This window comes from Luteolibacter sp. LG18 (assembly GCF_036322585.1).
Taxonomy (GTDB): Bacteria; Verrucomicrobiota; Verrucomicrobiia; order Verrucomicrobiales; family Akkermansiaceae; genus Luteolibacter.
This window is the reverse complement of the sequence record NZ_AP024600.1, coordinates 4,696,547-4,722,425: the sequence shown is the minus strand read 5'-3', so window position 1 is coordinate 4,722,425 and position 25,879 is coordinate 4,696,547. Positions and strand designations below refer to the sequence as shown.

Below are 25,879 nucleotides of genomic sequence, written 5' to 3'. Positions count from 1 at the left end.
GCCGCGCACCACGCGCCCTTTCCAGCTTATCCCAACAACGGATTCCAGACCGACCAAAGGCCCTGCATGAGTGACGGAGATTCAGAAGTATCCACCACGGTTTCGACCCTGACTGAACGCGTGCGCTTGGCGCACCGCGCCGGGACCAGCCATGACGACCGGGAGCCGCGCGACCTGATGGCGGATCCGGCATGGACCGAGGATGATCTGGGCGTGCCGTTGCCGGACTCCGCGCATGCTTGCTCGGTATGCCTGCCCACGTGGGACGCGGTCGTCGGCTATGAGGAGGGTCGCGACAAGGTGACCCGCCGCATGCGTGCCGGATACCCACGCTTTTTCAAGCACCCGCAGGTCGAGCGTCTCTTCGCCGCGGCGAGGGCCGAGATCGCGCTGGAAGACGAGCACGTGGTGGTGTTGCCGACCCGCGGGGCGGTGCAGCGCGCCCAGCGTTGGGTGGAACGCCGCGCCGAGACCGCGATCCGCATCGCCAGTCTCAGCGGCCTGCAGGCGCTGGTGGTGCCGCAGAAGGCGAAGCAGGATGCCGACCTCTACTGGCGCTTTTCCGGCGAGGTGGTGAGCAGCCGCCAAGCTCAGGATTTCCTGGAGAACAATCTCCGCGAGGGCTCGAAGTCCCATCTCATCGCGCGCCGCATCGCCAAGCTGGCGGGGGCGGAGCCGGAGGATGCCTTCATCTTCTCCAGCGGCATGGCCGCGGTGACTGCGGTGCTGCGAGCGCTGCCGGGGGTGAAGGAGGGCAAGAAGACGCTGCAACTGGAGTTCCCGTATGTCGATTGCCTGAAGATCCAGGAGCTTTTCGGAAACGGCGTGGTGTATCTCAACGATGCCACCGGCGAGTCGTTCGACGAGGCGCTGCAGCGCATCCGCCAAGGTGAGTTCGCGGGCGTTTTCACGGAGGCTCCGAGCAACCCGCTGCTGCATACCGCGGACCTCGCCCGCCTCGCCGCCGCTTGCGCGGAGGGTGGCACTCCCTTCATCATCGATGATTCCGCGGGCGGGCCTGCGAACATTCAGGGCCTGCGTTTCGCCGATGTGGTGACGGGCAGCCTCACCAAGTGGCTTTCCGGCATGGGCGACGTGATGGCCGGTGCGGCCACCGTGCGTCCGGATTCCCCACATGCGAATGCGTTCCGCGAGTTCCTCGCCATCGAGTCCACGGAGACCGCTCCGCTTTACATCGGCGATGCCGAGGTGCTGCTTTCGAACCTGAAGGGCTACGAGGAGCGCATGGCGACGGTGAATGCCAACGGTGCGGAACTGGCCGCTTGGCTGGCCGCACATCCCGCCGTGGAAACGGTGTGGCACCCCTCGCTGGGCGACACGACGAACTACGACGCGGTGAAGGCCAAGGGCGGCGGCTACGGCGGCCTGCTCTCCTTCGTGCTGAAGAACCAGAAGCGCACGCCGAAGGTCTTCGACAACCTCAAGGTGTGCAAGGGCCCGAGCTTCGGCACGATCTTCACGCTGGCCTGCCCCTACACGCTGCTCGCGCACTACCACGAGCTGGAGTGGACGGAGGACTGCGGCGTGCCCGCGAACCTGCTGCGCGTCTCGACCGGCATCGAGTCGTTCGAAACGATCCGCGCGGCGTTCGAGGAAGCGCTCACGCACGCCTGATCACCTCGCCAGTCGCGGATCGGTGGCGGCGAGGATGGCGCTCACCGATTGCTGGTTGAAGCCCTTGAAACCTCCCTTGCGCTGGAGGTTTTCCAGGTGGCTGCCGATCGCGCCCTCGTTGAGGAAGATGCGGTAGCGTTCGCCATCGATGAGGCCGAGATCGAGGAGTTTCCGCGCGCGGCCGGGATCCACCGGCCAGTGTTCGCCCTCGGTGAAGGCCTGTTTCAAGAAGGGGAAGTCGGAGAAGGGTTTCATGGTGTTCACGCCTTCCCCGGCCAGTTGTTCGCGGAGCATGGCGTAGTCGAAACGGCACTCGAGATGGTGCATGCCGGCGTCGAGGAAACTCTCTCCGTGGAGGCCGATCCACAGGCCCACGGTGTGCAGGGAATCGGCCGGGGCGAGCGGTTGGCGGGAGAAATCGATGTGTGTTTCCTCCGGCGTGAGGTCGACATCGCAGAAGACCACGATGCCCTCGACCGGCTGCTCCATGATCTGCGCGCCCCAGCCAGCTTGTTCGCCCGCGTAGAAGCGCTCGCGGCGCTCGAAGCCCAGTCTCTCCATCACCGCCATGAGGTGGATGAATCCCTCGCGGGAGCTGCGGAAGGTGTGATGGTCGTGGTTTGCCCAGCCGAGTCCGAGTGAATCCTGGCGGGCTTTCTGGACGCGGGCGGCGCGGTTGCGGGATTGCCAGAACTTCCGCTCGCCATCGAACACGACGTGGCAGGCCAGGTCGCGGCCGACCATGGCAATCAATCGGTCGAGGAGGGTGAGGGCGTCGTGGAAACCTTCTGCCACGTCCTCGTAGCTCCGGCGGCGTGTGCGCCACAACTCCGATGCGTGTAGTAGTTCGGAGGCGTTTGCGCGGGTGTCGGGGATGAATCCGCGGTAACCCCGCCGCTCGGTGACATGGAAACGGGCCTCGTGTTCATCCGAGACGAGCGCCCGCCGATAGCGTCCCAGCGGATCGCCTTCGATCGGGTGGGGAATGCCGTGGATGGCGAGGAAATCGACGATGCATTCGACATGGATGGCCAGTTCCTCGGCTTGGCCGCAGCCACGGCGGAGGACCACCCGCGGCAACATCGCCTCGGGATGTTGCCAGGTGAGGTCTCCATCGGGAGTTTCCCCGGAGGGATCGAGGAGGAAACCGAGCCGCTCGAGATCGCCTTCGCATCCGGCATCCATGACCAGGTGGTCCACCCAATCGATCAGGAGGGTGCCGGTTTCATCGCGCATGCGTTCGGACAAGGTGCGCGCGAAGGTGTTCCGGGCGAGGAAGCCGCCGAGGTGGGAAAGCAGGAAATCCTCCGCTTCCTCGCAGACCGGCCAATCGAAACGATGTTCCGCATTCATGATGGATCTCCGAACTGGATGCCCTGTGCCAGCGGCAGGGTGGTTCCGTGGTTGAGGGTGCTGGTCTGGCGCCGCATGTAGTTTTTCCAGGCATCGCTGCCGCTTTCGCGACCGCCACCGGTGTCCTTCTCGCCACCGAAGGCTCCGCCGATCTCCGCTCCGCTGGTGCCGGCGTTCACATTGGCGATGCCGCAATCGCTGCCGCGGGCGCTCAGGAAACGCTCGGCCTCGCGGAAGTCGTTGGTGAAAATGGCAGAGCTCAATCCCTGGGGAACCGCGTTCTGGCAGGCGATGGCGTCTTCGAAATCGCGATAGGACAGGAGGTGGAGCAGGGGAGCGAAGACCTCCTCGCGCACCACCGGCATGTCCGGGTGGGAACGGGCGAGGCAGGGGGACACATAGCAGGGACCGAGCAGCGGAAGAGATTCGCCGCCGTGGAGAATCTCTCCGCCTTCATCGATGATCCGGCGTTTCGCCTGCATTAACGCTGCCACGGCATCCGGATGGATGACCGGGCCCATCACCGTGGAGCGGTCGAGGGGATTGCCGATGCGCAGAGAGGAGTAAGCCTTCAGCAGGCGTTCGCGGAGGGCGGTTTCAATGGATTCGTGGACGATCACGCGGCGGGTGGTGGTGCAGCGTTGGCCAGCGGTGCCGATCGCGCCGAAGAAGATCGCGCGCACGGCGAGATCGAGATCCGCGGTAGGCGTGACGATCACGGCATTGTTGCCGCCGAGTTCGAGAAGCGTGCGACCGAGCCGGGCGTGGACGGTGGCGGCGATCCGGCGACCCATCGTGCACGAGCCGGTGGCGGAGACGAGCGGCACGCGCGGATCCTTCACGATGGCATCGCCCGCGATGTCCCCGGAGCCGCAGAGCAGGGTGAAGATGGCGGGATTCGCGCCCGTGCCTTTGCAGACGCGTTCGACCAACCGTGTGGTGGCGATCGCGCAAAGCGGAGCCCGGTGGGACGGCTTCCACAGCACGGCATCGCCGCATACGGCGGCCAGCGCGGCGTTCCACGACCAGACGGCGGTGGGGAAATTGAACGCGGTGATCACGCCGATGGGGCCGAGCGGATGCCATTGCTCCATGAGGCGATGGGCGGGGCGTTCCGAGGCAATGGTGAGGCCGTGGAGTTGCCGGGAAAGGCCGGTCGCGAAGTCGCAGATGTCGATCATCTCCTGCACTTCGCCCTCCGCTTCCGCGAGGATCTTGCCGGTTTCCAGCGTGATCAGGCGGGCGAGATCTTCCTTTGCAGCCCGCAGCGCGTTGCCGATGCGTCGGACGGTTTTGCCGCGGACCGGGGCGGGCACCTCGCGCCAGGCTTGGAAGGCCTCCTGGGCGCGGGCGAGGGCTTCCTTGCAATCCCCGGCGGTGGCTTGCTGGATGCGAGCGATGACGCGGCCATCGATGGGAGAGACGGATGCCACCTCCGGTCCGCTGCCATGCCACGTGCCATCGAACACACCGGCATGGTGGCCTTCGATGCCGAGGGAATGGAGGAAGGTGAGCATGATCTCGGGCGGACTCACATCCGCCGGCATTGGTGGGAGAGCAGCCCGATGGCTTCGTCGATGGCGGACTCGGGGAGGTCGAGCGCGGGGCGGAAACGGATCGAGCGTTCGCCGGAACGCAGTGTGAGCAGGCCGAGTTCGAAGAGCCCGCGGTGGAAGGCATCGCGCAGCTCGCGGTTGGGCAGGTCGAAGGCGATCATCAGCCCGCGTCCGCGCACGGCGCTGAGGAGGGGTTCGCGCTGGGCCAGCTCCTCCAGATCCCGCACCAGCATGCGGCCGATGCGGTTCGCGTTTTCCAGAAGGGATTCCTCCTCCACGATCCGCAGCGAATGGGTGGCGCGGACCATATCCACGAGGTTGCCGCCCCAGGTCGAGTTGATGCGGCCCGGCAGGCGGAAGACGTTTTCCGGGACCTCGTCGAGGCGAGGGCCAGCCATTACCCCGCAGGCCTGGGCCTTCTTCCCGAAGGCGAGCAGGTCCGGCAACACGCCGAAGTGCTCGCAGCACCACATCTTGCCCGTGGTGCCGCCACCGCACTGGACTTCGTCGAAGATGAGCAGCAGGCCGTGCTCATCGCAGAGCCGGCGGAGGGTTCGCAGCCACTCGCCGCGGAAATGACGGTCGCCGCCCTCGCCTTGGATCGGCTCGATGATGATGGCGGCGAGATCGTCGCCCTGTGTTTCCAAGAGGTGTTGCAGTTGCGCGATGGTATCCTCCTCGCGGGCGGCGACGTCGATGAGGCGTTCGTGCGCGGAGAGGGTGAAATCGAGGGCGGGGGAGGGCAGTCGTGGCCAGGGGAACTTGGCGTAGTAGGCTGTCTTCACCGGATCGGTGTTGGTCAGACTGAGGGTGTAGCCGCTGCGGCCATGAAAGGCGCGCTCGAAGTGGACGATGCCGGTGCCGCGTTCACCTCGGCCCGCGGCGAGGTTCCGACGCACCTTCCAATCCATGGCTGCCTTGAGGGTGTTTTCCACCGCCAGCGCGCCGCCCTCGATGAAGAAGTAGCGGTCCAGCGGTGGCAGCCCGGCGATCCGGGTGAAGGTGGCGGTGAACTCCGCGAAGGCTTCGGTGGCGACGTCCGAGTTCGCGGCCTTCGTGCGGGCGGCTTCCAGAAGGGATTCACGCACCTCCGGTTCATCGAAGCGCGGATGGTTGAAGCCGATCTGCATCGACCCAAAGCCGCCGTAGAGATCGAGCAACGTGCGACCGCCCGCGGCGTCCACCGCGTGGCAGCCGTGGCTTTTCTCCAGATCGAGCACGATGCCGAAACCGTCCTGGAGGACGTGTTTTCCGAGCTCACGAAGCGCCTCCGCCGGAGCCATCGTCCGGACCGCGATCATGCGGGAATCTAGCGGCAAATCGTCCTTTTCGCAACTGGCGGGGTAGCCCGAACCCTCTCTCCGCCGCTGGAGTTGCGGTCTTTCTCAAGGAAGGCGTTCCGGGCATTGCCAAGTTCAAACCCGGCTGATATTCCGATCCGCGACGGGCCTGTAGCTCAGCGGTGAGAGCAGGGGACTCATAATCCTTTGGTCGTGGGTTCGAACCCCACCGGGCCCATTCATTCGTCGAAAACCCGGCCGGATGATTTCAATGGATCGGGAATTGTTCATGGTTCGAAATCGATTCCAAACCCGGCGATGATCTGGCCTTCCTTTGACTCAAGGCCCAAGCCTTGGATCTCGAGGTAGTAGGTGGAGTTTTTCCATTTGAGAATCACCTTGTACTTTGCTTTCCCGGCTTTGAGGTGTCCGAGCACCGCCTTGGTATCAACCTTCTCAAAGACAGAGCCCCTCCTGTTCCAAAGCGGGCCCGTAAGCGCCTTCTCGGAGGCGGTGTTGAACCAGAAATCCCACTTCTGTTTGAAATCGTTTTTCAGAATCAAGCTGACCAAGGACGTTGCACGCTTTTTCTGTTGAGCGTCATATTCCAGCAAATCGCCCGATGGTTCCATATTCAGGAAATGCCCCACACCGTGCACGGAAAGCGAGACGCTACACGATGCTATATCCGAATTTCTCGCGCCCTCCCCAATTAACTCCAAAGCATCTCTTACTTTTTGCTCCTGCGTGGGGCGTAACAATGCAGCGTTGGGCACCCCCGACGCTATGAAGAAGAGGGCGGCGCGACGATTCTGAGCGAGGTAAGTCTCTAGCTCTTTATCATAACCAAGCGCTTTGACAGCTTCGACAATAGAAGCCGAAGCATCGGACGTAGCCGTTGCTCCAACGTGGGATTCCAGCCAATTGTTTCGTCCGGAATGCTTCGCCCCCCTGAACCAGATCCCGGCATGTGATGCATCGTTGCCATCCTGGCCAAATGCCAAGCTCATATTGAAATTGTAGTGGTCGAGCTTGCCTCCGTAGTAGAGGTCGAGCCAACGATGCAAATCCAGAAGCGCTATCGATTCACCCATTCCCTCGATATCAAACCGGCCCTCGAAGAAACAGAAGTAGGGGATGGGGCTAAAATCCCGGCTGCCTACCTTTTTCTGAAGGTCCTTCAGTCCGCATTTCCAATTGAACTCCCTGTCCTGATCGTTCTCGACGAAAGAGTGCCCCTTCCCGAATGCGCACCAAGCATACTGGATTTGCTTCAGAAGCAGGACCAGCTCATTGGCATCTTGGATTCCAACCGATATCATATTTTGAATTCGGCAAGATTTCTTTGATTGCTCCGATGGATGCAAGGCTCTCTACGGCCCCGTCTCTTTTTTCGGCTGCGGCTCCCGGATGCATTCACGAAATCGCCCTGGGGTTATCAGGCAACCGTTGGCCCAATGCTTATTCGGGCAGTAATGTTAGAGCTGGCTCACGATCTCATACGACCGCAGGCGGTCGGTGTGGTGGTAGAATTGGGAGTTCAGGATGAACTCGTCCGCTTGGGTGGCGGCCAGGGTTTCCTCCAGCTTTTGCTTCACGGTTTCCGGGCCACCGATGATGGCAGCGCCGAAGAATGAGGCGACGGCGGCTTTCTCGGATGCGTCCCAGAGGCCGTCCATGCGGTCGACTGGCGGCTGGACACGGACGGGCTTGTGGCGGATGAGGCCGAGCACGCTTTGGAGGGCCGAGGTGGCGAGACGTTCGGCCTCTGCATCGGTGTCCGCGGCGATCACCGGTAGGCCGACCATGGCATAGGGTTGCGCGAGATCCTTTGAGGGTTGGAAATAGGTGCGGTAGAGGTGCAGGGCCTCCTGCATCTGGCGCGGGGCGAAATGGGCGGCAAAGGCGAAGGGTAGGCCCATCGCCGCGGCGAGCTGGGCACTGAAGGTGCTGGATCCGAGCAACCAGATCGGCACGTGGGTGCCGGTACCGGGGATGGCTTTCACCTTGTGGTCGGACGTGGAATCGCCGAGCAGGGTGCGGAGTTCGTGGACGTGCTCCGGGAAGGAGTCGGCGGTGGTGGGATCGCGGCCGAGCGCATGGGCGGTGGCGCGGTCCGATCCGGGGGCTCGGCCCAGGCCGAGATCGATGCGGCCGGGGTAGAGCGTTTCGAGAGTGCCGAATTGCTCGGCAATGACCAGCGGCGGGTGGTTCGGCAGCATGATGCCGCCGGAACCGATCCGCAGCGTGGTGGTGCCCTGCGCGACGTGGCCGATGAGCACGGAAGTGGCGGCGCTGGCCACGCCAGGGATGCCGTGGTGCTCGGCGAGCCAGAAGCGCTTGTAGCCCCAGCGCTCCACGTGCTGTGCCAGGTCGAGCGAGTTCCGGAAGCTGTCCGCGATCGTTCCGTCCTCGCAGATCGGGGCGAGGTCGAGCACGGACAGGGGAATGTCGGCGAGGCGTTTCATGGAGCGCGGGGATCGCGGGATCAGGCGAGGGCCGGGTAGTCGGTGTAGCCCTGCGGGCCGGGAGCGTAGAACGTTTCCGGGTGCTGCTCATTGAGCGGCGCTCCGAGGGCGAAGCGGCGCGGCAGGTCGGGATTGGCGATGAACTCGCGGCCGAAGGAGACGGCATCGGCGAGGCCGCTGGAGAGGGCTTCTTCCGCGGATTCGCGGGTGAGCTGCTGGTTCGCGATGTAGGTGCCGGTGAAGGCCTCGCGGATCACGGGGCCGACGGGCTTGGCGACATCGAGGCCTTCGCGGATGAAGAGGAAGGCCAGCCCGCGCTTCGACGCCTCGCGGGCGACGTAGCCGAAGGTGGCGGCGGGATCCTCGTCGTGCATGTCGTGGGAATCGCCCTGCGGCGCGAGGTGGAGGCCCACGCGGTCGGCTCCCCACACCGAGATCGCCGCATCGACGGCCTCCAGCATGAAACGGGCGCGGTTTTCGACCGAGCCACCGTATTCATCGGTGCGGTGGTTGGTGCCGCTCTGGAGGAACTGATCGGGCAGGTAGCCGTTCGCGCCGTGGATTTCCACGCCATCGAAACCGGCGGCCTTGGCGTTTTCCGCGGCGCGGCGGTAGTCGCCGATGATGCCGTGGATTTCCTCGATCGTTAGCGCTCGCGGCGTGACGAAGGGCTTCATCGGACGGATCAAGCTGACGTGGCCGGACGGCGCGATCGCGCTCGGGGCCACCGGGAGTTCGCCGTCCAGGTAAACGGGATCGGAAATGCGGCCGACGTGCCAGAGCTGGAGGATGATCTTTCCACCCGCCTCATGGACGGCGTCGGTGACGAGCTTCCAGCCTTCGACCTGCTCCTGCGACCAAATGCCGGGCGTGTCCGGGTAGCCGACGCCGAGGGGATTGATCGAGGTGGCCTCGGTGAGGATCAGGCCGGCGGAGGCGCGCTGGCGGTAGTATTCGGCCATCATCGCGTTCGGCACCCGTCCCTCGCTGGCGCGGCAGCGGGTGAGGGGGGCCATGACGAGACGGTTGGCGAGGTCCCAGGCCCCGATGCGGACCGGGCTGAGCAATTCGGAGGCGGATTCGGTGCGAGCGGTCATGATTGTTCGGCTTTCGTCGAACTAATTGCCCCGGATTTTTCGTCCGTCAAACGATAATTCGATCATTGTCGAACTTTAGATCGGTGCTAGCTTCCCGCGTCCCATGAAGGAATACAGCCATCCGCCACTCGACGAAGTGACGCTGCCGACGGTGATGCAAGCGCTCTCCGATCCGTGCCGCATCGCCATCGTGCGGACTCTGCTGGGTGGCGGCGAGCTGGCCTGCAACGGCGTGCCGCTCGATATTTCCAAGGCGACGCGCTCGCACCACTTCGCGATCCTGCGGGACGCCGGGCTGGTGGCGACGCGGGTGGAAGGCACCCGCTGCATGAGCTCGGTGCGGAAGGACGAGTTCGAGGAACGCTTCCCGGGATTGCTGGACCTGGTGCTGAAGCACGAGAGGTAGCACGAGCATTCCTGCTTGTGGGTGTGCCAAGTCCGTTTCCTGGATCGCTCCCAAGCGGTCCCGACGGATCGTTTGGCGGTCTTCGGAGCATCGATCCGTCCCCGCTCACAAGTTGAAAACTTGTGCTACTGCTTGTCCCGTAGTTGGCGCCAGTGGTCGAGGCGTTCCTTGATGCGCTTCTCCAGGCCCTCTTCGCCGGGGGTGTAGTAGGTGCGGCCCTCGGGCAGGTAGGCCTGCGGGATGTAGGCTCCCTGGTAATCGTGGGAGTAGAGGTACTTCAACGCCTCATCGGATTCCCCGGAGGCGGAGGCGAGCTTCTTCCGTGTCTTCGTCCGCAGGTGCGGCGGCACGGCGAGCGTGCGGCCCTGCTCGACATCGGCCATCGCCTTGCCCAGGGCCTCGTAGGCGCGGTTCGACTTCGGCGCGGTGGCGAGATAGACGGTGGCGTGGGCGAGGGGGATGCGGCCCTCAGGCATGCCGACGAATTCAAACGCCTGAAGGGCATCCACGGCCACCCGCAGGGCCCCGGAATCGGCGAGGCCGATGTCCTCGCTGGCGGAGATCACCAGCCGGCGGGCGATGAAACGCGGGTCCTCGCCGGCGTGCAGCATCTTGGCCAGCCAGTAGAGCGCGGCATCGGGATCGGAACCGCGGATCGATTTGATGAACGCGGAGGCGGTGTCGTAGTGGGCATCGCCGTCCGCGTCATAGACGATCGCCTTTTTCTGGATCGATTCCTCGGCCACCGCGAGGGTGATGCGGATGACTCCGTCCTCGTCGGGCGGAGTGGTGAGTGCGGCGAGTTCCAGCGCGGTGAGTGCCTTGCGGACGTCGCCGTCGGACTTCTCGGACAAATGCCGCAGCGCTTCCGGGGCGGCGACGATGTTCTGTCCGCCGAAGCCGCGTTCCTCGTCGCTGATAGCCCGTTCCAGCACGGTCACCACCTCGGCGGTGGACACGGATTCGAGCTGGAACACCTGTGAGCGGGAGACCAGCGGCGAATTGACGTAGAAGTAGGGATTGTGGGTGGTGGCACCGATGAAGCGCACCGTGCCACGCTCGATGTGCGGCAGCAGCACGTCCTGCTGCGCCTTGTTGAAACGGTGGATCTCGTCGATGAACAGGATCGTCGTTTCCCCGCGCAGGTCGCGCCAGGTGCGGGCCTGCTCGATCTTCGCGCGGATCTCGGCGACGTTCGACTCGACGCCGTTCAGCGCCTCGAAACGCGAGCCGGTGCTGCGGGCGATGACGTGGGCGAGCGTGGTTTTCCCGGTGCCCGGCGGCCCGTAGAAGATCAGCGAGGTGAAGCGGTCCGATTCGATCGCGCGCCGCAGCAATTTTCCCTCGGCGAGGATGTGCTGCTGCCCCGCGATCTCGGCCAGCGTGCGGGGCCGCATCCGGGAGGCGAGGGGTTCGCCGGGATTGGGCTTGTCGGCGGCGGCAGCGGGTGTGGTGAAAAGATCGGACACGGGATCAGGGAAGCACGGAAAACACGCCTAGGGCGGCTTTGACGGAGATCTGTTGGTTGCGGGCGTAGGCACCGGCGGCGGCCGCGCGCAGGTCGGCGGGGGATTTGCCCTTCGCCCACAGTGGCAGGCTATCCCGGAGCAGGAACCCTCCAGGATACATCAACTGGGTGGTGAGCAACACCGGTTTCGCGCCGAGGTCGGTCAGGCGTTTTTTGAAATACGGTTCGCTCCGGCAGCACAGGACGACGGCGTCCACCGGCTTCGCGGCGGATTTCGCGGGCGGGGCGATTTCCTTGTCCATCAGGACGTTGTGACCGATGAAGGCGCACAGGTCGTGCTCGCCGGAAACCAGCGCGGTTTCAAACGCTGTCAGGCAGGCCCCGATCTCGGAGCCTCGCCAACCCTCGACCGTGACCGTCATGGTGCCCGCGGCGTCGGTGAACACCCGCCGTTCGAGAATCCGGGGGTCGTCCGGAGCTTCCTTTTTCACCCGCTTCCACGCGCCGCTGGCCTTCAGGCAGGAGGGCAGGCTTTCGCTGCATCCCCAGTAGAGGTTGTCGTCCGGTTTGTTGCCATCGCCGATTTTGGCGGCCACTGGCTGGATGCCTTGGCTGGCGTTGTCACAGAGGGCGACGAACACCGCCACGCGCTTCGGCGCGCCGAAAACGGCGGTGGCCGAGAGGGCGAGAATCAACAGCGTGCGGAACATGCCCCAACTTGCACCTTGCCAGCCCGGCTTGGAATCCCGAAATGGGGGCGCGCCCCACCCCTTTTCTTGCATGCCTGACCTTCAGTCACTCCTCGACAACAACCGTGCCTGGGCCGATGCCCAGGTGTCCGCCGACCCGGAATTCTTCAAGCGCCTCGCGTCCCAGCAGAGTCCGGAATACCTGTGGATCGGCTGCTCGGACAGCCGTGTGCCTGCCAACCAGATCACCGGCCTCGCCCCCGGCGAGGTGTTCGTGCACCGCAACGTCGCCAACGTGGTGGCGGAAACCGACTTCAACGTTCTCGCGGTGATGCAGTACGCCGTCGACGTCCTCAAGGTGAAGCACATCATTGTCTGCGGCCACTACGGCTGCGGCGGTGTCCGCGCCGCGCTGGAAAACTACCGCCACGGCATGATCGACAACTGGCTCGCTGGGATCCGCCTGATCGCCCGCCTCAACCGCGAGGAACTCGACGCCATGCCGCACGAACAGGCCGTCGACCGCCTTTGCGAGCTCAACGTCCTGATCCAGGCCAAGCACGTGGCCCGCACCACCATTCTTGAGGATGCCTGGGAACGTGGCCAGGAGATCAAGATCCATAGCTGGATCTACCGCCTCGACACCGGCTTGATCAGCCGCCTGGCCGATCCGATCTCGGCGAAAATCGACGTCTGAGGTTCATTCGAACCGCGTGGCGAGGTAATCCGCGATCGCCCTGGCGATCTGAGGAAAGGCCTCGCCGCGCTTCGCGAGCAGCTCCGTTTCCACGTCCTTGCGGTCGATGAACTCGACCTCCAGGAAGCACTTCGGCACCGCCCGCAGCTCGGGATATTTCGCGAGCTGGTGGAAGAAATTCGATCCCGCGCCGCCGTGGAGGTGGCTGTCCGGGATCACGGCCAGCGCCGTGGAATTCGGCACAAACTTCACCACCACGCGGTGAGCGGCGGCGATCAGTCCCTTGGCGAAGGCCTCGTCATCACTGTAGTTCGGATTGCCGCCCTTTGCCGCGACCACCGCGGTGGTTCCGAGTCCGGCATGGTTGTCGGAGGCGTTGAAGTGAATGCTGAAGATCGCAACCGGCTTGGCGGCGGCGCAGAAAGCGGCGCGTTTCGCGAAATCCGGGTTCTCGTCCTGGGTGCGGGTGAGCACCGGCTTCAGACCGGAATGGTGTGCCGCGAGCTGTTTCGCGACCTCGAGGGACAGCTCCAGCGTGAGGTTCTTTTCGAGCAGCTTTCCCGGTGAAGTCGCGTTGTTGCTGGAGGAAAGCGTGCGCTCCTTCTGAGATCCGGAGTCCGCGGGTCCGCCGTGGCCGGGATCGATGACGATGATTTTCTCGCCCGCGAACGCCGTGGAGCAGGCGAGGGCGGCCAGCAGCAGGAGCCGCTTCATTTCTTGCCGTCGTTGAAGAAGTTCTTCATCGCGCGCTGCTCGGAGGGATCGAGCGATTCCTTCCACACGCGGTCGCCACCGACACCGGTCGAGCCGGCCTCGCCCCCGGCGGAGGACTTGCTGGCGGACTTGTCCACGTCGTGCTCGCCGTCCTGGAGTTGCAGCAGGTCGCCCGGCGTGGCACGGGACAGATCCTTGGCATCGATGCCGGTGAGGTCACCGGTCTTGAGCTTGTCGCGTTCCTTGCCGAAGAGCGAGGGATCGTGGCCGGGGCCGCGGTTCACACCGCCTTGGCCCGGGCCTTCACCGTCCTGGGGATCGCCGGGGCCGTTGCCTTGACCATTGCCGTTCTGGCCTTCTTCGCCCTTGTCGTCGCCCAGCAACTGCTCGGCCCAATCGTCGCCCTGGCCTTGACCTTCGCCGCCCTGGCCGTCCATCCCCTTCATGCCTTCGCCCGCCTTCTGGAGGTTTTCCTTCAACTGGTCCATCTGCTCCGGAGTCAACGCGCCGAGGTTCTTCGGGTCGAAGTTCTGGAGCTGCTTGAGAAGCTCGGGATTCGGCTTCATCGCGCCGTTCTTGAGGCCCTGGAGCGCCTGGTCGAACTCGTTGGCGAGCTTCGCCTGCTCGGCGGGATTGGCCCCGGCGGTCTTCTGGAGATTCTCCATGGCCTTCTGGGCGCGGCCGAGTTCGCGTTCGACGCGGGAGATTTCCGACTGGTGGGACTTCTTGAGCGAGTCGGTGGCTTCCAGCGAGGAATGGCTGAACCAATCCTCTTCCTTCTGTGCGCGCAGTTCCTCGACCCGCTTCCGCATGTCCTCGAGGTAGGTCTCATCGACCACCTTTTCATCGGCCAGCTTGTTGAGGTCGGACTCGATCTTGCTCCAGGCTTGCGGTTCGTCGGTGGCATGTTTGGCACCCTCCGGTTTCGAAACCGGGATCAGCAGTCCAGCCGCGAGCAGGAGCAAGGTGCCGAGAACGGGCACGAGTAACCGCGGCCAGTTCCACTGGATGCCCGCATCGACGTGCGTCGGCGGGTTCGGCCACGGGGCGACCCCAGCCTGGGCGGCGGAAAGCGCATTGCGGAGGCGCATCGTGGCCTCCAGGCGGACCAGCGATTGGTCCCGCGATTCGAAGCCGCGGCGGGCGACCAGCCATGCGACCAGACCGATCAGCAGCAGCGATCCGGCGATCCCGGCGGCCAGCCACCACACGGGCGTCTGCGGGTGCTCGCGGCGCACCAGCAGCAGCACGCAGGCTCCGGCGATCGAGAGGATCACCAGCGGGGCGGCGAGGCGGTCCATCCACCAGCCGAGATTGACGCGCCGGGAGGTTTTTCCGGCGAGGTCGAGCCAGTGCGTTTGGTTCGCATCCGAGGAGGTGGCCATATCGAGGGGCAAACTACGCGAAGCCGGACGTGAGGCGAATCTCAAAACGATGAATTTCCGATGAAGAAAAAAGCCCGCGGGCCACCGATCCGGCGGGCCGCGGGCTGGGAAACCGGGGATCGATCAGGCGAGCTGGGACGCCGCGCCGCGATCGAGGAAATAGGTCGTGTTGCCGTGCTCCTGGAGGAACGAGGCGCTGATCTGGTCGGTAATCGGGCCCTCGATCGCTTCCTTCACGATGGACGCCTTCTTGTCGCCCCAGGCCAGCAGCGCGATCCGCTTGGCGGAGAGAATGGTGGAGCAGCCCATGGTGATGGCGTGGGTCGGGACGTTGTCCAGACCGCCGAAGGCCGGGGCGGCGTCCGCGCGGGTGACCGGATCGAGGTGCACGCGGCGGGTCACGGAGTCCTTCTCGGAGCCCGGCTCATTGAACCCGATGTGGCCGGTGCGGCCGATGCCGAGGAGCTGGAAATCGAGGCCACCGGCGTCGCGGATGGCTTCCTCGTAGGCGGCGCAGTGGGCGTCCACTTCAGCGGAGGCCACGGTGCCGGAGGGCAGGTTCACGTTGTCCGGCAGGATGTCGAGGTGGTCGAACAGGTTCCGGTGCATGAAGGTCCAGTAGCTTTCCGGGTGATCACGCTCGAGGCCGAGATACTCGTCGAGGTTGAAGGTGATCACGTTCGCGAAGGACAGGCCCTCCTGCTGGTGCAGGCGGATCAGCTCGCGGTAAAACGGCAGCGGCGTGTTGCCAGTGGCCAGGCCCAGAACGGCGGCGCGGCCTTCCGCGGCCCGGCTGCGGATGAGATCGGCCACTTCGGCAGCCAGTTCTCTCACCGCATCTTCAGACGAATCAAATACCCTAAAAGAAACAGAATTCACAGAAGTCACGGAGACAAAATGCCAACTTATTCGCGCATTGTCAACGCGTTGGGCGGGGTGGGACCGGTGGTCCGCTGTTCAAACCACCGCCGGGTGGCCTCTCCCTTTCACTTTACCACGCCTGCGCGGACGTCACCCGCAGGCGCAGGAAAAGCCGGTTTCCGGACACCGGCACCGACCTCCAATACAGCCCAGCGCCGTCGTTTTGCTCGGTCTGGGAAACGGTGATCCATCCGCCTAAGGTCGTGGATTGCTCCACGGTGTAGGTCGCTTCGGAGGCCGCTTTCCGGTAGCGGAAGGTGAGGGTGTTTCCGGCCACCGCCAGCGATGGCAGCGAGGCCCGGTCGGAGAACAGGGGATTCATGCCCTGGGAATACTCGATGAGATTCGGTGCGCCGTCTCCGTCCGGATCGTCTGAGGCTCCGACCTGCGGGCCGCCATCGGGCAGCGAGAACCACTGGTCGCGCCAGATCTGGAGCGCGTCCATGTATTCATCCGCCCCGATGTCCACGCGTCCTCCGGCGACGCGGCTTTTTCCGGCCCAGTCCTTTTCTCCGCTGGCCGGGGTGAATGGAAACGCAGAGCTGTCTCCCGCATTTCTCGCCGGAGAGGTGGCGGTGAGGGCGAAGCCGCTGCCCGGAGTGCCCACGACCGGTGCCGTCACCGCCAGTCCGGTCGAACCGGTGATGAAGGTCGAATGCGGATCACGGGCGGCGGATTGCCAGGTGGCGAACGCTCCCGCCGTCGTCTGCCAGATGAACTCCACCGAAGCCGCGGGCGTGGCGCGGTAGAGATTCCAGTCGATGGCGCCATCCGCGAAGCCGCCGGTGCTGTTGTCCTTCAGCACGAACTGGGCGAATGAAGCGGTCGTTTCCATCAGGTTCCGCTGGATGATGGTGGATGTGACGTAGTGCTGGATCGCGAACTGCCCGCCGCCTTGGCCGGTGGTGTCGTTGCCGTAGAGGGTGTTGTTCGTGAACGAGGAAGTACTAAGGCCGCCGTTGGACGTGTCCGAGCCGCCGATGACGATCCCGCCGACATGGCAGTGGTGGAAGAGGTTGTTCCGGACGGTGATCCCGGACGCGACCTTGCCGGTGTTCTCGCTGCCCGCGGAAAGCGCGTAGTTGCAGTCGGAGACATGGTTGCGTTCGAGAATGATGTCGCGTCCGCCGTCGACGTAGAGGCCGGGCGCGCTGCGGGTGCCGTTGTTGCCACCGGTGGTGAAGTTGCCGCCGTAGGCCGGGTTGAACTTCGAATCGATGCGCGTGACGGTGTTGCCGGAGCAGATGCCGTTGCGCGCCTGATCGAGGGCGGGAGTGGCATTGCCGCCCTCGAAGCCGATGAAATCGATCCCGATGTTGTTGCAATCGTGGACGGAGTTTCCGGTGACGGTGAAGTTCGTGACGTTGCCGTTGAGCGTGACCGATTCGCTCGCGCCGGTGCGGAGGTTGTAGACCTCGCAGCCGTCGATCACGAGATGGTCGATGGGCTGGGCGGCGTCGCCATACACGGCGATGCCGAAGCCGTTCGCTCCGAAATCGTTGAGGGTGGAGCAGCTCTGCCAAATGTCGTGCACCTTGCAGTTGCGGAGCTTGATGCCATCACCCGCGCCGTGGATGTAGATGCCCACCGGCAGCTTGGCCTTTTGCTGGGCGTTGGTGCCGCTCGTCTTGTAGTCGGCGATTTCCAGATCGCGGAGCACGAGGTGGCTGCAATCGGTGATCGTGATGATGGCGCTGGTGCCATTGGGCGGGGTCACCCCGGCCTGGGTCACCAGCACCGCCGCTGCATCACCCGGATCCCGGCGGAAAACGATCTGCTGGGCCGCGGTGCCAGAGCGGCTCGTGAAGGCGACGCGTTCGGCGTAGGTACCGGCGTGGACGTTCACCGTGTCTCCCGCGATAGCGGTGGACGCGGCCTTCTGGATGGTCCGCCACGGTTGTGCCAGCGTGCCGGGCTGGCTGTCCGATCCGGTGGTGGTGACGTGATACTCCGTCGCTCCCGCCAGCGCGGAAACCAGCAGCCACGAAGCCAGGAAGCGGGCGGGAAACATCACCGCCTCCACGCTAAAGGCGGTGCGGGGTTTGTCGAGAGGGCAACCGCTTCAGTAGTTCGGCAAGGTGCTGCGGTAGCCGTTTTGATAGTTCTGCATCTCGTTCTTGTAGGACTGCTCGCGGACCGCGCGCATGTTGGCTTCGCGGGCGGCGTTCTGCTGGGCGTACCACGCCGAATCATCGGAGCGCTGGACGGCAGGCTGGTAGGAGCCGTCGCGCGGGCCGTTGAAGAAATAGTCGACGTCGCCCTGGGCGCAGCTCGAGAGGAGGATTGAAGAGGCGAACGCAGCGGCGAGGGAGAGTTGTCCAATGGGAGTCATGGCTTTGGGGGAATGATCCATGAGGTCTATGGAGCGGGCCGGGGCCTGTCAAATTCATCGCGGGGGGAGATGTGTTCGCCCATCTTCGAATAGCTGCATTGGTGACAATGCAGGCGGGGAAGATTCCCCCAAAATTCTGGAACGTTCAGTTCATCAACAGAGCTCGGGAGATGGCGGGCTGAAGGCGGATGGGACCGGGTGAATCCACCCAGCCTGCACTGTCACCAGTGCAGCTACACGACGATCACCCCAAGGCGTCCATCGACGCGGGGACACCCTTGCCCTCCGTCGCCATCCGCACCGCGTCGCGGGTGGTCAGTAGGAAGCCGATCGGAAGGTGGACGAAACTTTCTCCCTGCGGCCATTGCGAGGCCTCCAACACGGGGCCGCGCTTGCCGGGCACGACCGCGAATGCGAAGACCCGCTTCAAGGCCCGTCGTGTATGCCCGTGGAGCGCCCGCAGGGTGCCGATAAAACGGCAATTCTCCTTCATGTCGGAAAACGGACGGTGGGCCCAATCCATTTGCTCAAGCGGTCGGCCTGCCTCAGGATCGAGCGCGCGGCGGTGGAGCCGCTCCAAGGTCCGGCACAGCGCCTCGGGGGAATGGAAGTGGTAACTGCCCTCGAATCCGCTGCTGAAAAGGTTCGTGCGGCCGATGCGCCACTCGACCTCCCATTCGTCCCAATCGCGCCGGACCATGACCCGGCACGAAATGCCTTCACCGGTGGAGGTGAGGACCGTCATTCCGCTGGGACGTGGGGCTCGAAGGTCATCGAGCGTTCGTGCTCGCGGGCCTTCGCGGCCTTGCGGGCCTGATTGAAGAAATGGGCCTGGGCACGGAAGGCGCGGTGGCCCGGTTGCTTGGCAAGGCGCTGGGAGGTGCCGTCCGGCATGAGCTTGGAAGCCTGCACGTTGTCCTGGAAGAAGGTCTCCAGGATGCGCACCAACCGGCGTTGCAAGGCGGGCTCCTCGATCGGGATCATCAGCTCGACGCGGCGCTCGAGGTTGCGGCCCATCCAGTCGGCGGAGGCGATGAACACTTCCGGCGTGCCTCCCTGGTGGAAGTAGAACAGCCGAGCGTGCTCGAGGAAGCGGTCGATCACCGACACCACCTCGATGTTCTTCGACCAGCGGGCGTCGCCAGGCTTCAGGCAGCAAATGCCGCGGATGTTCAGTTTGACCTCCACTCCGGCCTGCGAGGCACGGTAGAGGGCGAGGATGATGTCCGGGTCCTGGAGCGAGTTGACCTTGGCGAGGATGCGGGCGGGCAGGCCCTGCTTGGCGCGTTCGGTTTCGCCGGCGATGAGCTCCAGCAGCCGCGGTTTCATCGCGGTGGGGGCGGGGACGAGGCGCTGGAAACGCAGCAACTTCGAACGGCCGGTGACGGCGTTGAAGAACAGCGAGGCATCGTGGCCGAACTCCGGCTTGCAGGTCAGGTAAGATAGGTCGGTGTAGAGCTTGGCCGTCGATTCGTTGTAGTTGCCGGTGCCGAGGTGAGCGTAGCGGCGGAGGTGGCCGCCCTCGCGGCGCACGATCAGGCAGATCTTGGCGTGGGTCTTCAGCCCCTTCACGCCATAGACGATCTGGGCCCCGGCGCGCTGGAGTTCGTCGGCGCGGTGCAGGTTGCGGGCCTCGTCGAAGCGGGCCTTGAGTTCCACCAGCGCGGTGACGTGCTTGCCGTTTTCCGCGGCGCGGATCAGCGCGTCGATGATGCGGGACTGGCGGGCCGTGCGGTAGAGCACCTGCTTGATCGCGATCACGTCCGGGTCTGCGGCGGCCTCCTCGATGAGGCGCAGCACCGGCTCGAAGGATTCGTAGGGATGGTGCAGCAGCACGTCGCCCGCGGCGATGGTTTCGAACATTGATTCGCCGGGCGCGATCGCCGCGGCGGTCTGCGGCGGCCATTCCTCATCGCGGAGCTGGTCGAAGCCGGGCAGGAACGCGAGGTCCATCAGCGACGACAGCCCGACTGGGCCGTGAGCACGGACCAACTCCGGTGTGCCGGAACGGGTCAGTTCCTTCACCACCCGGGCGATGTCGCGCGGCGCGTTCTTCGGGATCTCCAGGCGGACGGTGTCGGAGAAACGGCGGGCGGTGAGCACTTCCTCCATTTCACCCGCGAGGTCGATGGCGTCCTCCTCCTGCACGGCGATGTCGCCGTTCCGCGTGACGCGGAAGCAGGTGGTGGCGGCGACCTTTTCGCCCGGGAACAGATCGTCCACGTGCCAGGCCACCACGTCCTCGATCCACACGAAGGCGTGGGTGTCCTCGGCCGACTTCACCGCCACGCGGCGGGCGATGGTTTCCGGGATCGGGATCACGGCATAGCGGGTCGCACCGGTGTCGGTTTCCACCAGGCGGCAGGCCACCACCAATTGCAGCGCGGGCACCAGCAGCGGCTCGGCGGCACCCTCCGGCGTCATCGAGACGGCCAGCGGCGTGAGCAGCGGGAAGACGTTGTCTTCGAAAAACGCCGCCACCTGATCGGACTGCGTGCCGCTCAGGTCGTCCATCTTCAGCGGGCGGATGCCGGCCTTCGCCATTTCCGGCAGCAGCGCCTTGTTCAGCAGGCTGTATTGGTCGAACACCATCCGCGTCACGCGGCGGCGGATCGCGAGGAGCTGTTGGGCGGGCGTCATGCCGCTCGGGTCCGGCGTCTTGCGACCGCTGCGCTGGATCAGTATCAGGCCGCCGACACGGACCTGGAAGAACTCGTCCATGTTCGAGGCGGTGATCGCCAGGAACTTCACGCGCTCCAGGAGGGGCAGGTCGGAACGCAGGGCCTCGTTGAGCACGCGCTGGTTGAACTCCAGCCAGGAGAGTTCGCGGTTGAGATAGGGAGCGGGCATCGTGGGGAAAGAGTTAGAGGTCGTCGTCGATCACGATTTCGAGGCCGAAGACCTGTTGGAAAAGGTCGCCCTTCGATTGCATCGCGAGCCGCTCGACGGCGGCGTCGTCCAGGCCGGGCAGGCGCAGGTGGAGTTTGTCGGCATCGCGGCGGAACACGATTTCGCTCACGCGCTGGTCGTGGGTCCGCTCGAGCGCGTCCGCCACGCGCAGCAGGGCCGCGAGCTTGGCCACGCGGATGCGGTTGTCGGTCGAAAGTGCCTGGTAGTGCGGGTGCGTCGGGCTCGGGCCGGAGTGGCGGTGGTAGCGGGAAACGAGGGCCACGATGGTGACGTCCAGCCGGTCCAGTCCGAAGATCTCGGAGTTCAGGATGATGTACTCGGAGTGCTTGTGGTGGGCGCGCGGGCTGACGTAGGTGCCCACCTCGTGGAGGATGGCGGCGACTTGGAGCAGCAGGGCGTCGTGGGCGGTGAGCTGGTGGAGGTCCGCCATCTCGGCGAAGAAGCGCGAGCACAGGCGGCCGACGTGCTCGCCGTGGCGGGGGTCGGACTGGTAGCGCCCGGCCATGATCTTCGCGGAGCGCAGCACTTCGTCGGCGAAGGTGCCGGTCAGCTCGCGGGAAATGAGGATGTCGTGGAGCAGCCCTTGCTCGTATTCGCTGGCCGGGATGTGGAGCTGGGCGAGCCCGAGCTGTTCGGCGATGGCGAGGTTGATCTCCAGCGAGGGGACCAGCGCCTCGGCGGTCTGGTAATCGAGCTGGAAGCGTTTCACCAGTTCCACGTCGCTGAGCACCGAGGCCTCCGCCACAAACTGGCGCAGGGTTTTCACCGGGCACGGCTGGCCGGGTTTCGCGAGCTGGCGGGTGATGGACTGGATCTCGTAGCCGATCACCACCAGCGCCTCGATTTTCACGTCCGAGTAGTCGAAGCGGATCTGCGCCAGGTTCCCGGAGGCGTGCTCGCGGATCACGCGCAGCAGCGCCGGGCCCTCGGCGTGGGAGCCTTCCACCGCCTCGCGGGTGCGGTGGGTGCCCAGCCGGTAGCTGGTGTAGCGGACGATCGCCCCGCCCTGGAACAACAGCGCGCGGGTGTTGCCCGGTCCGACGTGGACCACCAGCGTGGTCTGCTCCTTCATCGCCGGGATGTCCTTCAGCCGTCGGCGGGTCTTCAGATAGATCAGGCGGGTCATCTCCCCGTCGTCGATCGTCGAGACGTCCAGCCCGCAGGCGATCCGGATGCGATTGAGCACCGCCTCCTGGTTGGTGGCCTCGCTGAGGATGTTCGTCGCCAGCGTGCGGGTGATGCCGTGGGGATCGAGGCCCAGCTCGGCCAGGGACTTCTGGTAGCCCTTGATGATCGAGACGATCCGCTCGATGGTGCTCTGGCTCAGCGAGCCGCGGCGGAAAATGTCCCGCGCGATCGGCGCGGGCTGCTCGAGGAAGTCGACCGGTAGGATCGTCTGGCCGTCCTGCTCGCAGACCATCACGGAAACCGAACTCGCCCCGATGTGCAGTGCCGTGGAGATCACGGCCGGTTCATGGGCGGGTGGCTGCTGCTTCCGTGCTTTCGGCATCGAACCAGCAGAACCCCGGAGCGGGCTACTTTCAATCCGGAATATGTGACAAGCCGGTGCTTCAGTCCGTACTTGTCAGGGGCGGCGCCTAACGGGATAAATGCGCCATGCCGTCCAAAGGGATCGATCGTTATCTGGTGAAGCCGGGCTCGAAGTTCGAGATGGCCTCCGTGGATACCTCCGAGAAGACGTTGTGGGAGGACCTGACCAAGGACGACCACGAGGCCACCTATGACATGCTGCGGGACGAACTGCAGCACCTCCAGAAGGTCCTCTACGCCCAGCAGAGACACCGCGTGCTGGTGGTGATCCAGGCCATGGACACCGGCGGCAAGGACGGCTGCATCAAGCACGTCTTCTCCCGCATCGATCCCCAGGGCATCAACGTCCACTCGTTCAAAAAGCCGAGCGAGGAGGAACTGGCGCACGATTTCCTCTGGCGGGTCCATCCCCACGTGCCACGCAACGGCCAGCTCGTCATCTTCAACCGCAGCCACTACGAGGACATCCTCGCCGTGCGGGTGAAAAAGCTCTTCGGCGACGACGTCTGGAAGCGCCGCTACCGCCACGTCGCCGAGTTCGAGCGCATGCTCGCCGAGGAGGGGACCACCATCATCAAGATCTTCCTCCACATCAGCAAGGACGAGCAGAAGAAGCGCCTGGAGGCCCGCCTCGCCAACCCGGTGAAGCACTGGAAGTTCAATCCGGACGACCTCCAGGACCGCGCCCGCTGGGGCGATTTCATGAACGCCTACGAGGACCTGATCGGCAAGACCTCCACCGAGCACGCCCCGTGGTACGTCATCCCGGCCGACCGCAAGTGGTACCGCAACCTCTGCGTGGCGAACCTGTTGGTCGAGAAACTGCGTTCGCTGAAGATGGAGTTCCCGCAACCCAACTGGGACCCGTCCTCGGTGCACGTGGGGGATTGAGATTTCTCTCCGATCGTAGCGGAAGTGGTGACACTTCCGGTTGGGTGAATCCCCGCCATCCCTCCGGATGGCGTTTCTCTTTCGCTTCCGATTGTCCCCTGTTCCCGGTCTGCTTTGCCCCCCAAGGGGGGCGAGGCAACCTGAAGAGAAATGGGCGCGATTCCGTATGCGGGAATCCGCTCTGCCTGAAGTGTCACCACTTCAGCTACGGAAGATGAGGCTCACGCCGTCTCCATCGCCTTCTCGTGCAGCGCCGTGAGCACGTCCGCGGGCATCGGTGTTGGTTCGGCGTATTCGAAGATGCCACCCTCGTAGTTCCGCAGGATCACGCGGCCCGGTTCACGGGTGACCACGTATTCCGGGTTGAGCGGGATCTTTCCGCCGCCGCCGGGGCCATCGATTACGAACTGCGGCACGGCGTAGCCAGTGGTGTGGCCCCGCAGGCCTTCGATGATGTCCAGACCCTTCGTCACGCTGGTGCGCAGGTGCGAGGAGCCGGTGATGAGGTCGCACTGGTAGAGGTAATACGGCCTCACCCGGCACATCAGCAGCTTGTGGACGAGCGCCTTCTGGACCTCCACCGAGTCGTTGATGCCGCGCAGCAGCACGCTCTGGTTGCCCAGCGGAATCCCGGCGTCGGCCAGGCGACCGAGCGCGTCGCGGACCTCGGTGGTCAGCTCGCGCGGGTGGTTGGTGTGCACCGAGATGAACAGCGGGTGATGCTTCTTCAACATCGCGCACAGCTCCGGCGTGATGCGCTGCGGCAGGAAGATCGGGATGCGGGAGCCGATGCGCACGAACTGGATGTGCGGGATCGAACGCAGGCGGGTCAGGATCTTGTCGAGCTTGTCATCGCTGAAGAGCAGGGGGTCTCCGCCGGACAGCAGCACGTCCCGCACCTGCGGGGTGCGCTCCAGATACTGGAAAGCCTGCTCCATCTGGGTCTCCAGATGCTGCTCGCCCACGCCGGACACCACCCGGGAGCGGGTGCAATAGCGGCAGTAGGACGCGCAGCGGTCGGTCACGAGGAACAGGACGCGGTCCGGGTAGCGGTGGACCAGCCCCGGCACCGGCATGTGGCTGTCCTCGCCGCACGGGTCGGCCATTTCCTCCGGCGCGGTCCAGCCCTCGTCGATGCGCGGGATCACCTGGCGGCGGATCGGGCAGTCCGGATCGTCCTTGTCGATCAGGTTGAAGAAATGCGGTGTGATCGCCATCGCCAGCTTGGTGCCGGCGAGCAGCACGCCCGCGCGCTCCTCGTCGGTGAGCGTGAGGCGGCTTTCGAGATCGGAAAGGGAATCGATGCGGTTGCGGAGCTGCCACTTGTGGTCGCTCCAGTTTTCCATCGCATCCTCCGGCCAGTAACCCGGTGCATGCGACCGGAAGGCGGGGTCAAAATCGGTTGGGCGGTTGGCCATCGGCTTGGACGAAAACTAGTGTTAGTTCGAAGGTTGTCAAACCATGGACCCACTTTTGGCGCGCGCAACGGACATTTTGCGCTGGCATCCGCTTCCCGTCCAACAAATCGTCGCCGGACACCATGTTTCTGCCCGGCTTCCGCGATCTCGTCAAACCCCAGTGGGTGGCTGTCATCGAGGAATTGAAACTCGGTGGGGGATTGCCTGTCAGTGAGTTGGCTCGACGGCTGGAGATGGCCTACATGACCGTCAAGCAGCACTGCCACGACCTCAAGGAGCTCGGCTACCTCGAACGCTGGCGTGTGCCCCGCACCCAGGTCGGCCGCCCGGAAATCTTCTACCGCCTCACCGCCAAGGCCGACGCGCTGTTCCCCCAGGCCGGGGTGACCCTCACCCTCGACCTGTTGGACGCGATCCGGACGCTGTTCGGCGAGACGGCGCCGGATCGGCTGCTGTTCCAGCATTTCCAGCAGCAGCTTGAGAAATGGCGCCCCAAGCTCTCCAAGGCGAAGTCGCTGGTGGAAAAAGCCACCCTTCTCGCCGGACTGCGGGAAAAGGAAGGCTGCTTCGGCCGCTGCAAGTACGACCCGGAACGTGGCTTCCGGATCGAGGAGTACCACCACCCGCTGCTGCCGATCTTCGAAAAATACCCCACCGCGGTCGCAATGGAGTTGCGGATGCTGGAACAGGTACTCGGCACCAAGATCGTCCGCCGCGAGATCCCCGGCACCAAGGGGGGAGCCCCGGCGCGCGTCGATTTCGAGGTGGCGACGCTCGGCGTGAAGGGGGCGTGAAACAATCCGTGAACCCGATGGTCCCCAAAACCACCATCGCCAACGCGGGAAATGCCTTGGTGCCAGCCTACCTCGTGCTGGTTGCCAAAGGGTATTCGGTTCGATGCTCCTTGGAGGAGGAAGATGGCGGGGAGATCTGGCACGCCGAGAACGATGCTCTCAAGCTGTCAGCGGAGGATCCCGTCGCGTTGTTGGGGCTCGTTACCATGGCGGAAGCCAGAGGGGCCGATTGGCAGGCGTCCGACGAACAGATCGACTCGTTCCTCCGGACATTCGGATTGGACTCGCCGCAGGATTAGGTCTGCTCAGTCGAG

23 protein-coding genes and 1 tRNA gene are annotated in these 25,879 nt (G+C 64.6%); 7 read left to right on the top strand and 17 right to left on the bottom strand.

Translation table 11 applies throughout. The features are described 5' to 3' along the window. Window positions 1-66 precede the first annotated feature (66 nt). Window positions 67-1,635, top strand: coding sequence for a PLP-dependent transferase (locus tag llg_RS18705; RefSeq protein WP_338286414.1), 1,569 nt, complete (start codon window positions 67-69; stop codon window positions 1,633-1,635). On the opposite strand, the gene llg_RS18700 is transcribed toward llg_RS18705, so the two are convergent. Genes llg_RS18700 through lat form a run of 3 tightly spaced genes read right to left on the bottom strand, consistent with a single transcriptional unit; the run spans window position 1,636 to window position 5,845 of the window. Beyond that, entirely contained in the window at window positions 1,636-2,988 is a 1,353-nt protein-coding gene (locus llg_RS18700; protein ID WP_338286412.1) for a hypothetical protein, read from the bottom strand. It lies immediately after the preceding gene. After that, window positions 2,985-4,505, bottom strand: coding sequence for an aldehyde dehydrogenase family protein (locus llg_RS18695; protein ID WP_338286410.1), 1,521 nt, complete (start codon window positions 4,503-4,505; stop codon window positions 2,985-2,987). The genes llg_RS18700 and llg_RS18695 overlap by 4 nt, the downstream gene beginning before the upstream one ends. A 14-nt stretch (window positions 4,506-4,519) precedes the next feature. Next, on the bottom strand, window positions 4,520-5,845 hold the full coding sequence (gene lat, locus llg_RS18690) for an L-lysine 6-transaminase (RefSeq protein WP_338286408.1): 1,326 nt from the start codon (window positions 5,843-5,845) through the stop codon (window positions 4,520-4,522). 144 nt (window positions 5,846-5,989) lie between these two features. On the opposite strand from lat, the gene llg_RS18685 reads away from it, so the two are divergent. Continuing rightward, window positions 5,990-6,062, top strand: a tRNA-Ile gene (locus llg_RS18685). Between the two features lie 49 nt (window positions 6,063-6,111). On the opposite strand, the gene llg_RS18680 is transcribed toward llg_RS18685, so the two are convergent. The 3 genes from llg_RS18680 to llg_RS18670 all read right to left on the bottom strand — a co-directional run bounded on the left by llg_RS18680 (window position 6,112) and on the right by llg_RS18670 (window position 9,389). Then, entirely contained in the window at window positions 6,112-7,146 is a 1,035-nt protein-coding gene (locus llg_RS18680) for a hypothetical protein (protein WP_338286407.1), read from the bottom strand. Between the two features lie 156 nt (window positions 7,147-7,302). Further along, window positions 7,303-8,292, bottom strand: a complete 990-nt coding sequence (locus tag llg_RS18675; RefSeq protein WP_338286406.1) for an LLM class flavin-dependent oxidoreductase — start codon at window positions 8,290-8,292, stop codon at window positions 7,303-7,305. A 20-nt stretch (window positions 8,293-8,312) separates the two neighbouring features. Continuing rightward, complete coding sequence (locus llg_RS18670; RefSeq protein ID WP_338286405.1) at window positions 8,313-9,389, bottom strand: alkene reductase; 1,077 nt, start codon at window positions 9,387-9,389, stop codon at window positions 8,313-8,315. Between the two features lie 103 nt (window positions 9,390-9,492). Here llg_RS18670 and llg_RS18665 point away from each other — a divergent pair, with 103 nt between their 5' ends. Continuing rightward, the gene (locus tag llg_RS18665; RefSeq protein ID WP_338286403.1) at window positions 9,493-9,795 is read left to right on the top strand and encodes a metalloregulator ArsR/SmtB family transcription factor; all 303 of its coding nucleotides are present in this window, start codon (window positions 9,493-9,495) and stop codon (window positions 9,793-9,795) included. Between the two features lie 125 nt (window positions 9,796-9,920). Here the strand turns inward: llg_RS18665 and llg_RS18660 are convergent, their stop codons facing one another. Then, window positions 9,921-11,264 (bottom strand): replication-associated recombination protein A, encoded by a 1,344-nt coding sequence (locus llg_RS18660; RefSeq protein ID WP_338286401.1) that lies wholly within the window; start codon window positions 11,262-11,264, stop codon window positions 9,921-9,923. A gap of 4 nt (window positions 11,265-11,268) precedes the next feature. Further along, window positions 11,269-11,973: a hypothetical protein gene (locus llg_RS18655; protein WP_338286399.1), complete on the bottom strand. Its 705-nt coding sequence runs from the start codon at window positions 11,971-11,973 to the stop codon at window positions 11,269-11,271. Window positions 11,974-12,043: 70 nt separating this feature from the next. On the opposite strand from llg_RS18655, the gene can reads away from it, so the two are divergent. Further along, window positions 12,044-12,649 carry a carbonate dehydratase gene (can, locus tag llg_RS18650; protein ID WP_338286397.1) on the top strand — a complete coding sequence of 202 codons (606 nt, stop codon included), beginning with the start codon at window positions 12,044-12,046 and terminating at the stop codon, window positions 12,647-12,649. A 3-nt stretch (window positions 12,650-12,652) separates the two neighbouring features. On the opposite strand, the gene llg_RS18645 is transcribed toward can, so the two are convergent. The 8 genes from llg_RS18645 to llg_RS18610 form a co-directional block, all read right to left on the bottom strand. Continuing rightward, window positions 12,653-13,363: an N-acetylmuramoyl-L-alanine amidase gene (locus llg_RS18645; RefSeq protein WP_338286394.1), complete on the bottom strand. Its 711-nt coding sequence runs from the start codon at window positions 13,361-13,363 to the stop codon at window positions 12,653-12,655. Next, window positions 13,360-14,748, bottom strand: a complete 1,389-nt coding sequence (locus tag llg_RS18640; protein ID WP_338286393.1) for a hypothetical protein — start codon at window positions 14,746-14,748, stop codon at window positions 13,360-13,362. Before llg_RS18640 ends, llg_RS18645 begins: the two co-directional genes overlap by 4 nt. Before the next feature lie 123 nt (window positions 14,749-14,871). Further along, window positions 14,872-15,561, bottom strand: a complete 690-nt coding sequence (gene nagB / locus llg_RS18635) for a glucosamine-6-phosphate deaminase (RefSeq protein ID WP_338286392.1) — start codon at window positions 15,559-15,561, stop codon at window positions 14,872-14,874. Window positions 15,562-15,739: 178 nt separating this feature from the next. Beyond that, window positions 15,740-17,680, bottom strand: a complete 1,941-nt coding sequence (locus llg_RS18630; RefSeq protein ID WP_338286391.1) for a right-handed parallel beta-helix repeat-containing protein — start codon at window positions 17,678-17,680, stop codon at window positions 15,740-15,742. 51 nt (window positions 17,681-17,731) lie between these two features. Beyond that, window positions 17,732-18,001 carry a hypothetical protein gene (locus tag llg_RS18625; RefSeq protein WP_338286390.1) on the bottom strand — a complete coding sequence of 90 codons (270 nt, stop codon included), beginning with the start codon at window positions 17,999-18,001 and terminating at the stop codon, window positions 17,732-17,734. Window positions 18,002-18,245: 244 nt separating this feature from the next. Beyond that, window positions 18,246-18,746, bottom strand: coding sequence for a hypothetical protein (locus llg_RS18620; RefSeq protein ID WP_338286389.1), 501 nt, complete (start codon window positions 18,744-18,746; stop codon window positions 18,246-18,248). After that, window positions 18,743-20,851 carry a polyphosphate kinase 1 gene (gene ppk1 / locus llg_RS18615; RefSeq protein WP_338286388.1) on the bottom strand — a complete coding sequence of 703 codons (2,109 nt, stop codon included), beginning with the start codon at window positions 20,849-20,851 and terminating at the stop codon, window positions 18,743-18,745. Before ppk1 ends, llg_RS18620 begins: the two co-directional genes overlap by 4 nt. 13 nt (window positions 20,852-20,864) lie before the next feature. After that, on the bottom strand, window positions 20,865-22,421 hold the full coding sequence (locus llg_RS18610; protein WP_338286387.1) for a hypothetical protein: 1,557 nt from the start codon (window positions 22,419-22,421) through the stop codon (window positions 20,865-20,867). Window positions 22,422-22,528: 107 nt separating this feature from the next. On the opposite strand from llg_RS18610, the gene llg_RS18605 reads away from it, so the two are divergent. Further along, window positions 22,529-23,353 (top strand): polyphosphate kinase 2 family protein, encoded by an 825-nt coding sequence (locus llg_RS18605; RefSeq protein WP_338286386.1) that lies wholly within the window; start codon window positions 22,529-22,531, stop codon window positions 23,351-23,353. 221 nt (window positions 23,354-23,574) lie between these two features. Here the strand turns inward: llg_RS18605 and llg_RS18600 are convergent, their stop codons facing one another. After that, window positions 23,575-24,771, bottom strand: a complete 1,197-nt coding sequence (locus llg_RS18600) for a KamA family radical SAM protein (protein ID WP_338286384.1) — start codon at window positions 24,769-24,771, stop codon at window positions 23,575-23,577. A gap of 122 nt (window positions 24,772-24,893) precedes the next feature. Between llg_RS18600 and llg_RS18595 the strand changes: the two genes are divergently transcribed. Both llg_RS18595 and llg_RS18590 read left to right on the top strand, forming a co-directional pair. After that, complete coding sequence (locus llg_RS18595; protein WP_338286382.1) at window positions 24,894-25,565, top strand: hypothetical protein; 672 nt, start codon at window positions 24,894-24,896, stop codon at window positions 25,563-25,565. 17 nt (window positions 25,566-25,582) lie between these two features. Beyond that, on the top strand, window positions 25,583-25,864 hold the full coding sequence (locus llg_RS18590; RefSeq protein WP_338286380.1) for a hypothetical protein: 282 nt from the start codon (window positions 25,583-25,585) through the stop codon (window positions 25,862-25,864). Window positions 25,865-25,879 lie beyond the last annotated feature (15 nt).

Excerpts from the sequence above, each read along its gene's own strand:
- llg_RS18590 (WP_338286380.1), top strand. The coding sequence starts at position 25,583 with ATGGTCCCCAAAACCACCATCGCCAACGCGGGAAATGCCTTGGTGCCA.
- llg_RS18630 (WP_338286391.1), bottom strand. The coding sequence starts at position 17,680 with ATGTTTCCCGCCCGCTTCCTGGCTTCGTGGCTGCTGGTTTCCGCGCTG.
- llg_RS18605 (WP_338286386.1), top strand. The coding sequence starts at position 22,529 with ATGCCGTCCAAAGGGATCGATCGTTATCTGGTGAAGCCGGGCTCGAAG.
- llg_RS18655 (WP_338286399.1), bottom strand. The coding sequence starts at position 11,973 with ATGTTCCGCACGCTGTTGATTCTCGCCCTCTCGGCCACCGCCGTTTTC.
- llg_RS18665 (WP_338286403.1), top strand. The coding sequence starts at position 9,493 with ATGAAGGAATACAGCCATCCGCCACTCGACGAAGTGACGCTGCCGACG.
- llg_RS18595 (WP_338286382.1), top strand. The coding sequence starts at position 24,894 with ATGTTTCTGCCCGGCTTCCGCGATCTCGTCAAACCCCAGTGGGTGGCT.
- llg_RS18625 (WP_338286390.1), bottom strand. The coding sequence starts at position 18,001 with ATGACTCCCATTGGACAACTCTCCCTCGCCGCTGCGTTCGCCTCTTCA.
- llg_RS18680 (WP_338286407.1), bottom strand. The coding sequence starts at position 7,146 with ATGATATCGGTTGGAATCCAAGATGCCAATGAGCTGGTCCTGCTTCTG.
- can (WP_338286397.1), top strand. The coding sequence starts at position 12,044 with ATGCCTGACCTTCAGTCACTCCTCGACAACAACCGTGCCTGGGCCGAT.
- llg_RS18670 (WP_338286405.1), bottom strand. The coding sequence starts at position 9,389 with ATGACCGCTCGCACCGAATCCGCCTCCGAATTGCTCAGCCCGGTCCGC.
- llg_RS18700 (WP_338286412.1), bottom strand. The coding sequence starts at position 2,988 with ATGAATGCGGAACATCGTTTCGATTGGCCGGTCTGCGAGGAAGCGGAG.
- llg_RS18640 (WP_338286393.1), bottom strand. The coding sequence starts at position 14,748 with ATGGCCACCTCCTCGGATGCGAACCAAACGCACTGGCTCGACCTCGCC.
- llg_RS18675 (WP_338286406.1), bottom strand. The coding sequence starts at position 8,292 with ATGAAACGCCTCGCCGACATTCCCCTGTCCGTGCTCGACCTCGCCCCG.
- lat (WP_338286408.1), bottom strand. The coding sequence starts at position 5,845 with ATGATCGCGGTCCGGACGATGGCTCCGGCGGAGGCGCTTCGTGAGCTC.
- llg_RS18620 (WP_338286389.1), bottom strand. The coding sequence starts at position 18,746 with ATGACGGTCCTCACCTCCACCGGTGAAGGCATTTCGTGCCGGGTCATG.
- llg_RS18695 (WP_338286410.1), bottom strand. The coding sequence starts at position 4,505 with ATGCTCACCTTCCTCCATTCCCTCGGCATCGAAGGCCACCATGCCGGT.
- ppk1 (WP_338286388.1), bottom strand. The coding sequence starts at position 20,851 with ATGCCCGCTCCCTATCTCAACCGCGAACTCTCCTGGCTGGAGTTCAAC.
- llg_RS18610 (WP_338286387.1), bottom strand. The coding sequence starts at position 22,421 with ATGCCGAAAGCACGGAAGCAGCAGCCACCCGCCCATGAACCGGCCGTG.
- llg_RS18645 (WP_338286394.1), bottom strand. The coding sequence starts at position 13,363 with ATGAAGCGGCTCCTGCTGCTGGCCGCCCTCGCCTGCTCCACGGCGTTC.
- llg_RS18705 (WP_338286414.1), top strand. The coding sequence starts at position 67 with ATGAGTGACGGAGATTCAGAAGTATCCACCACGGTTTCGACCCTGACT.
- llg_RS18600 (WP_338286384.1), bottom strand. The coding sequence starts at position 24,771 with ATGGCCAACCGCCCAACCGATTTTGACCCCGCCTTCCGGTCGCATGCA.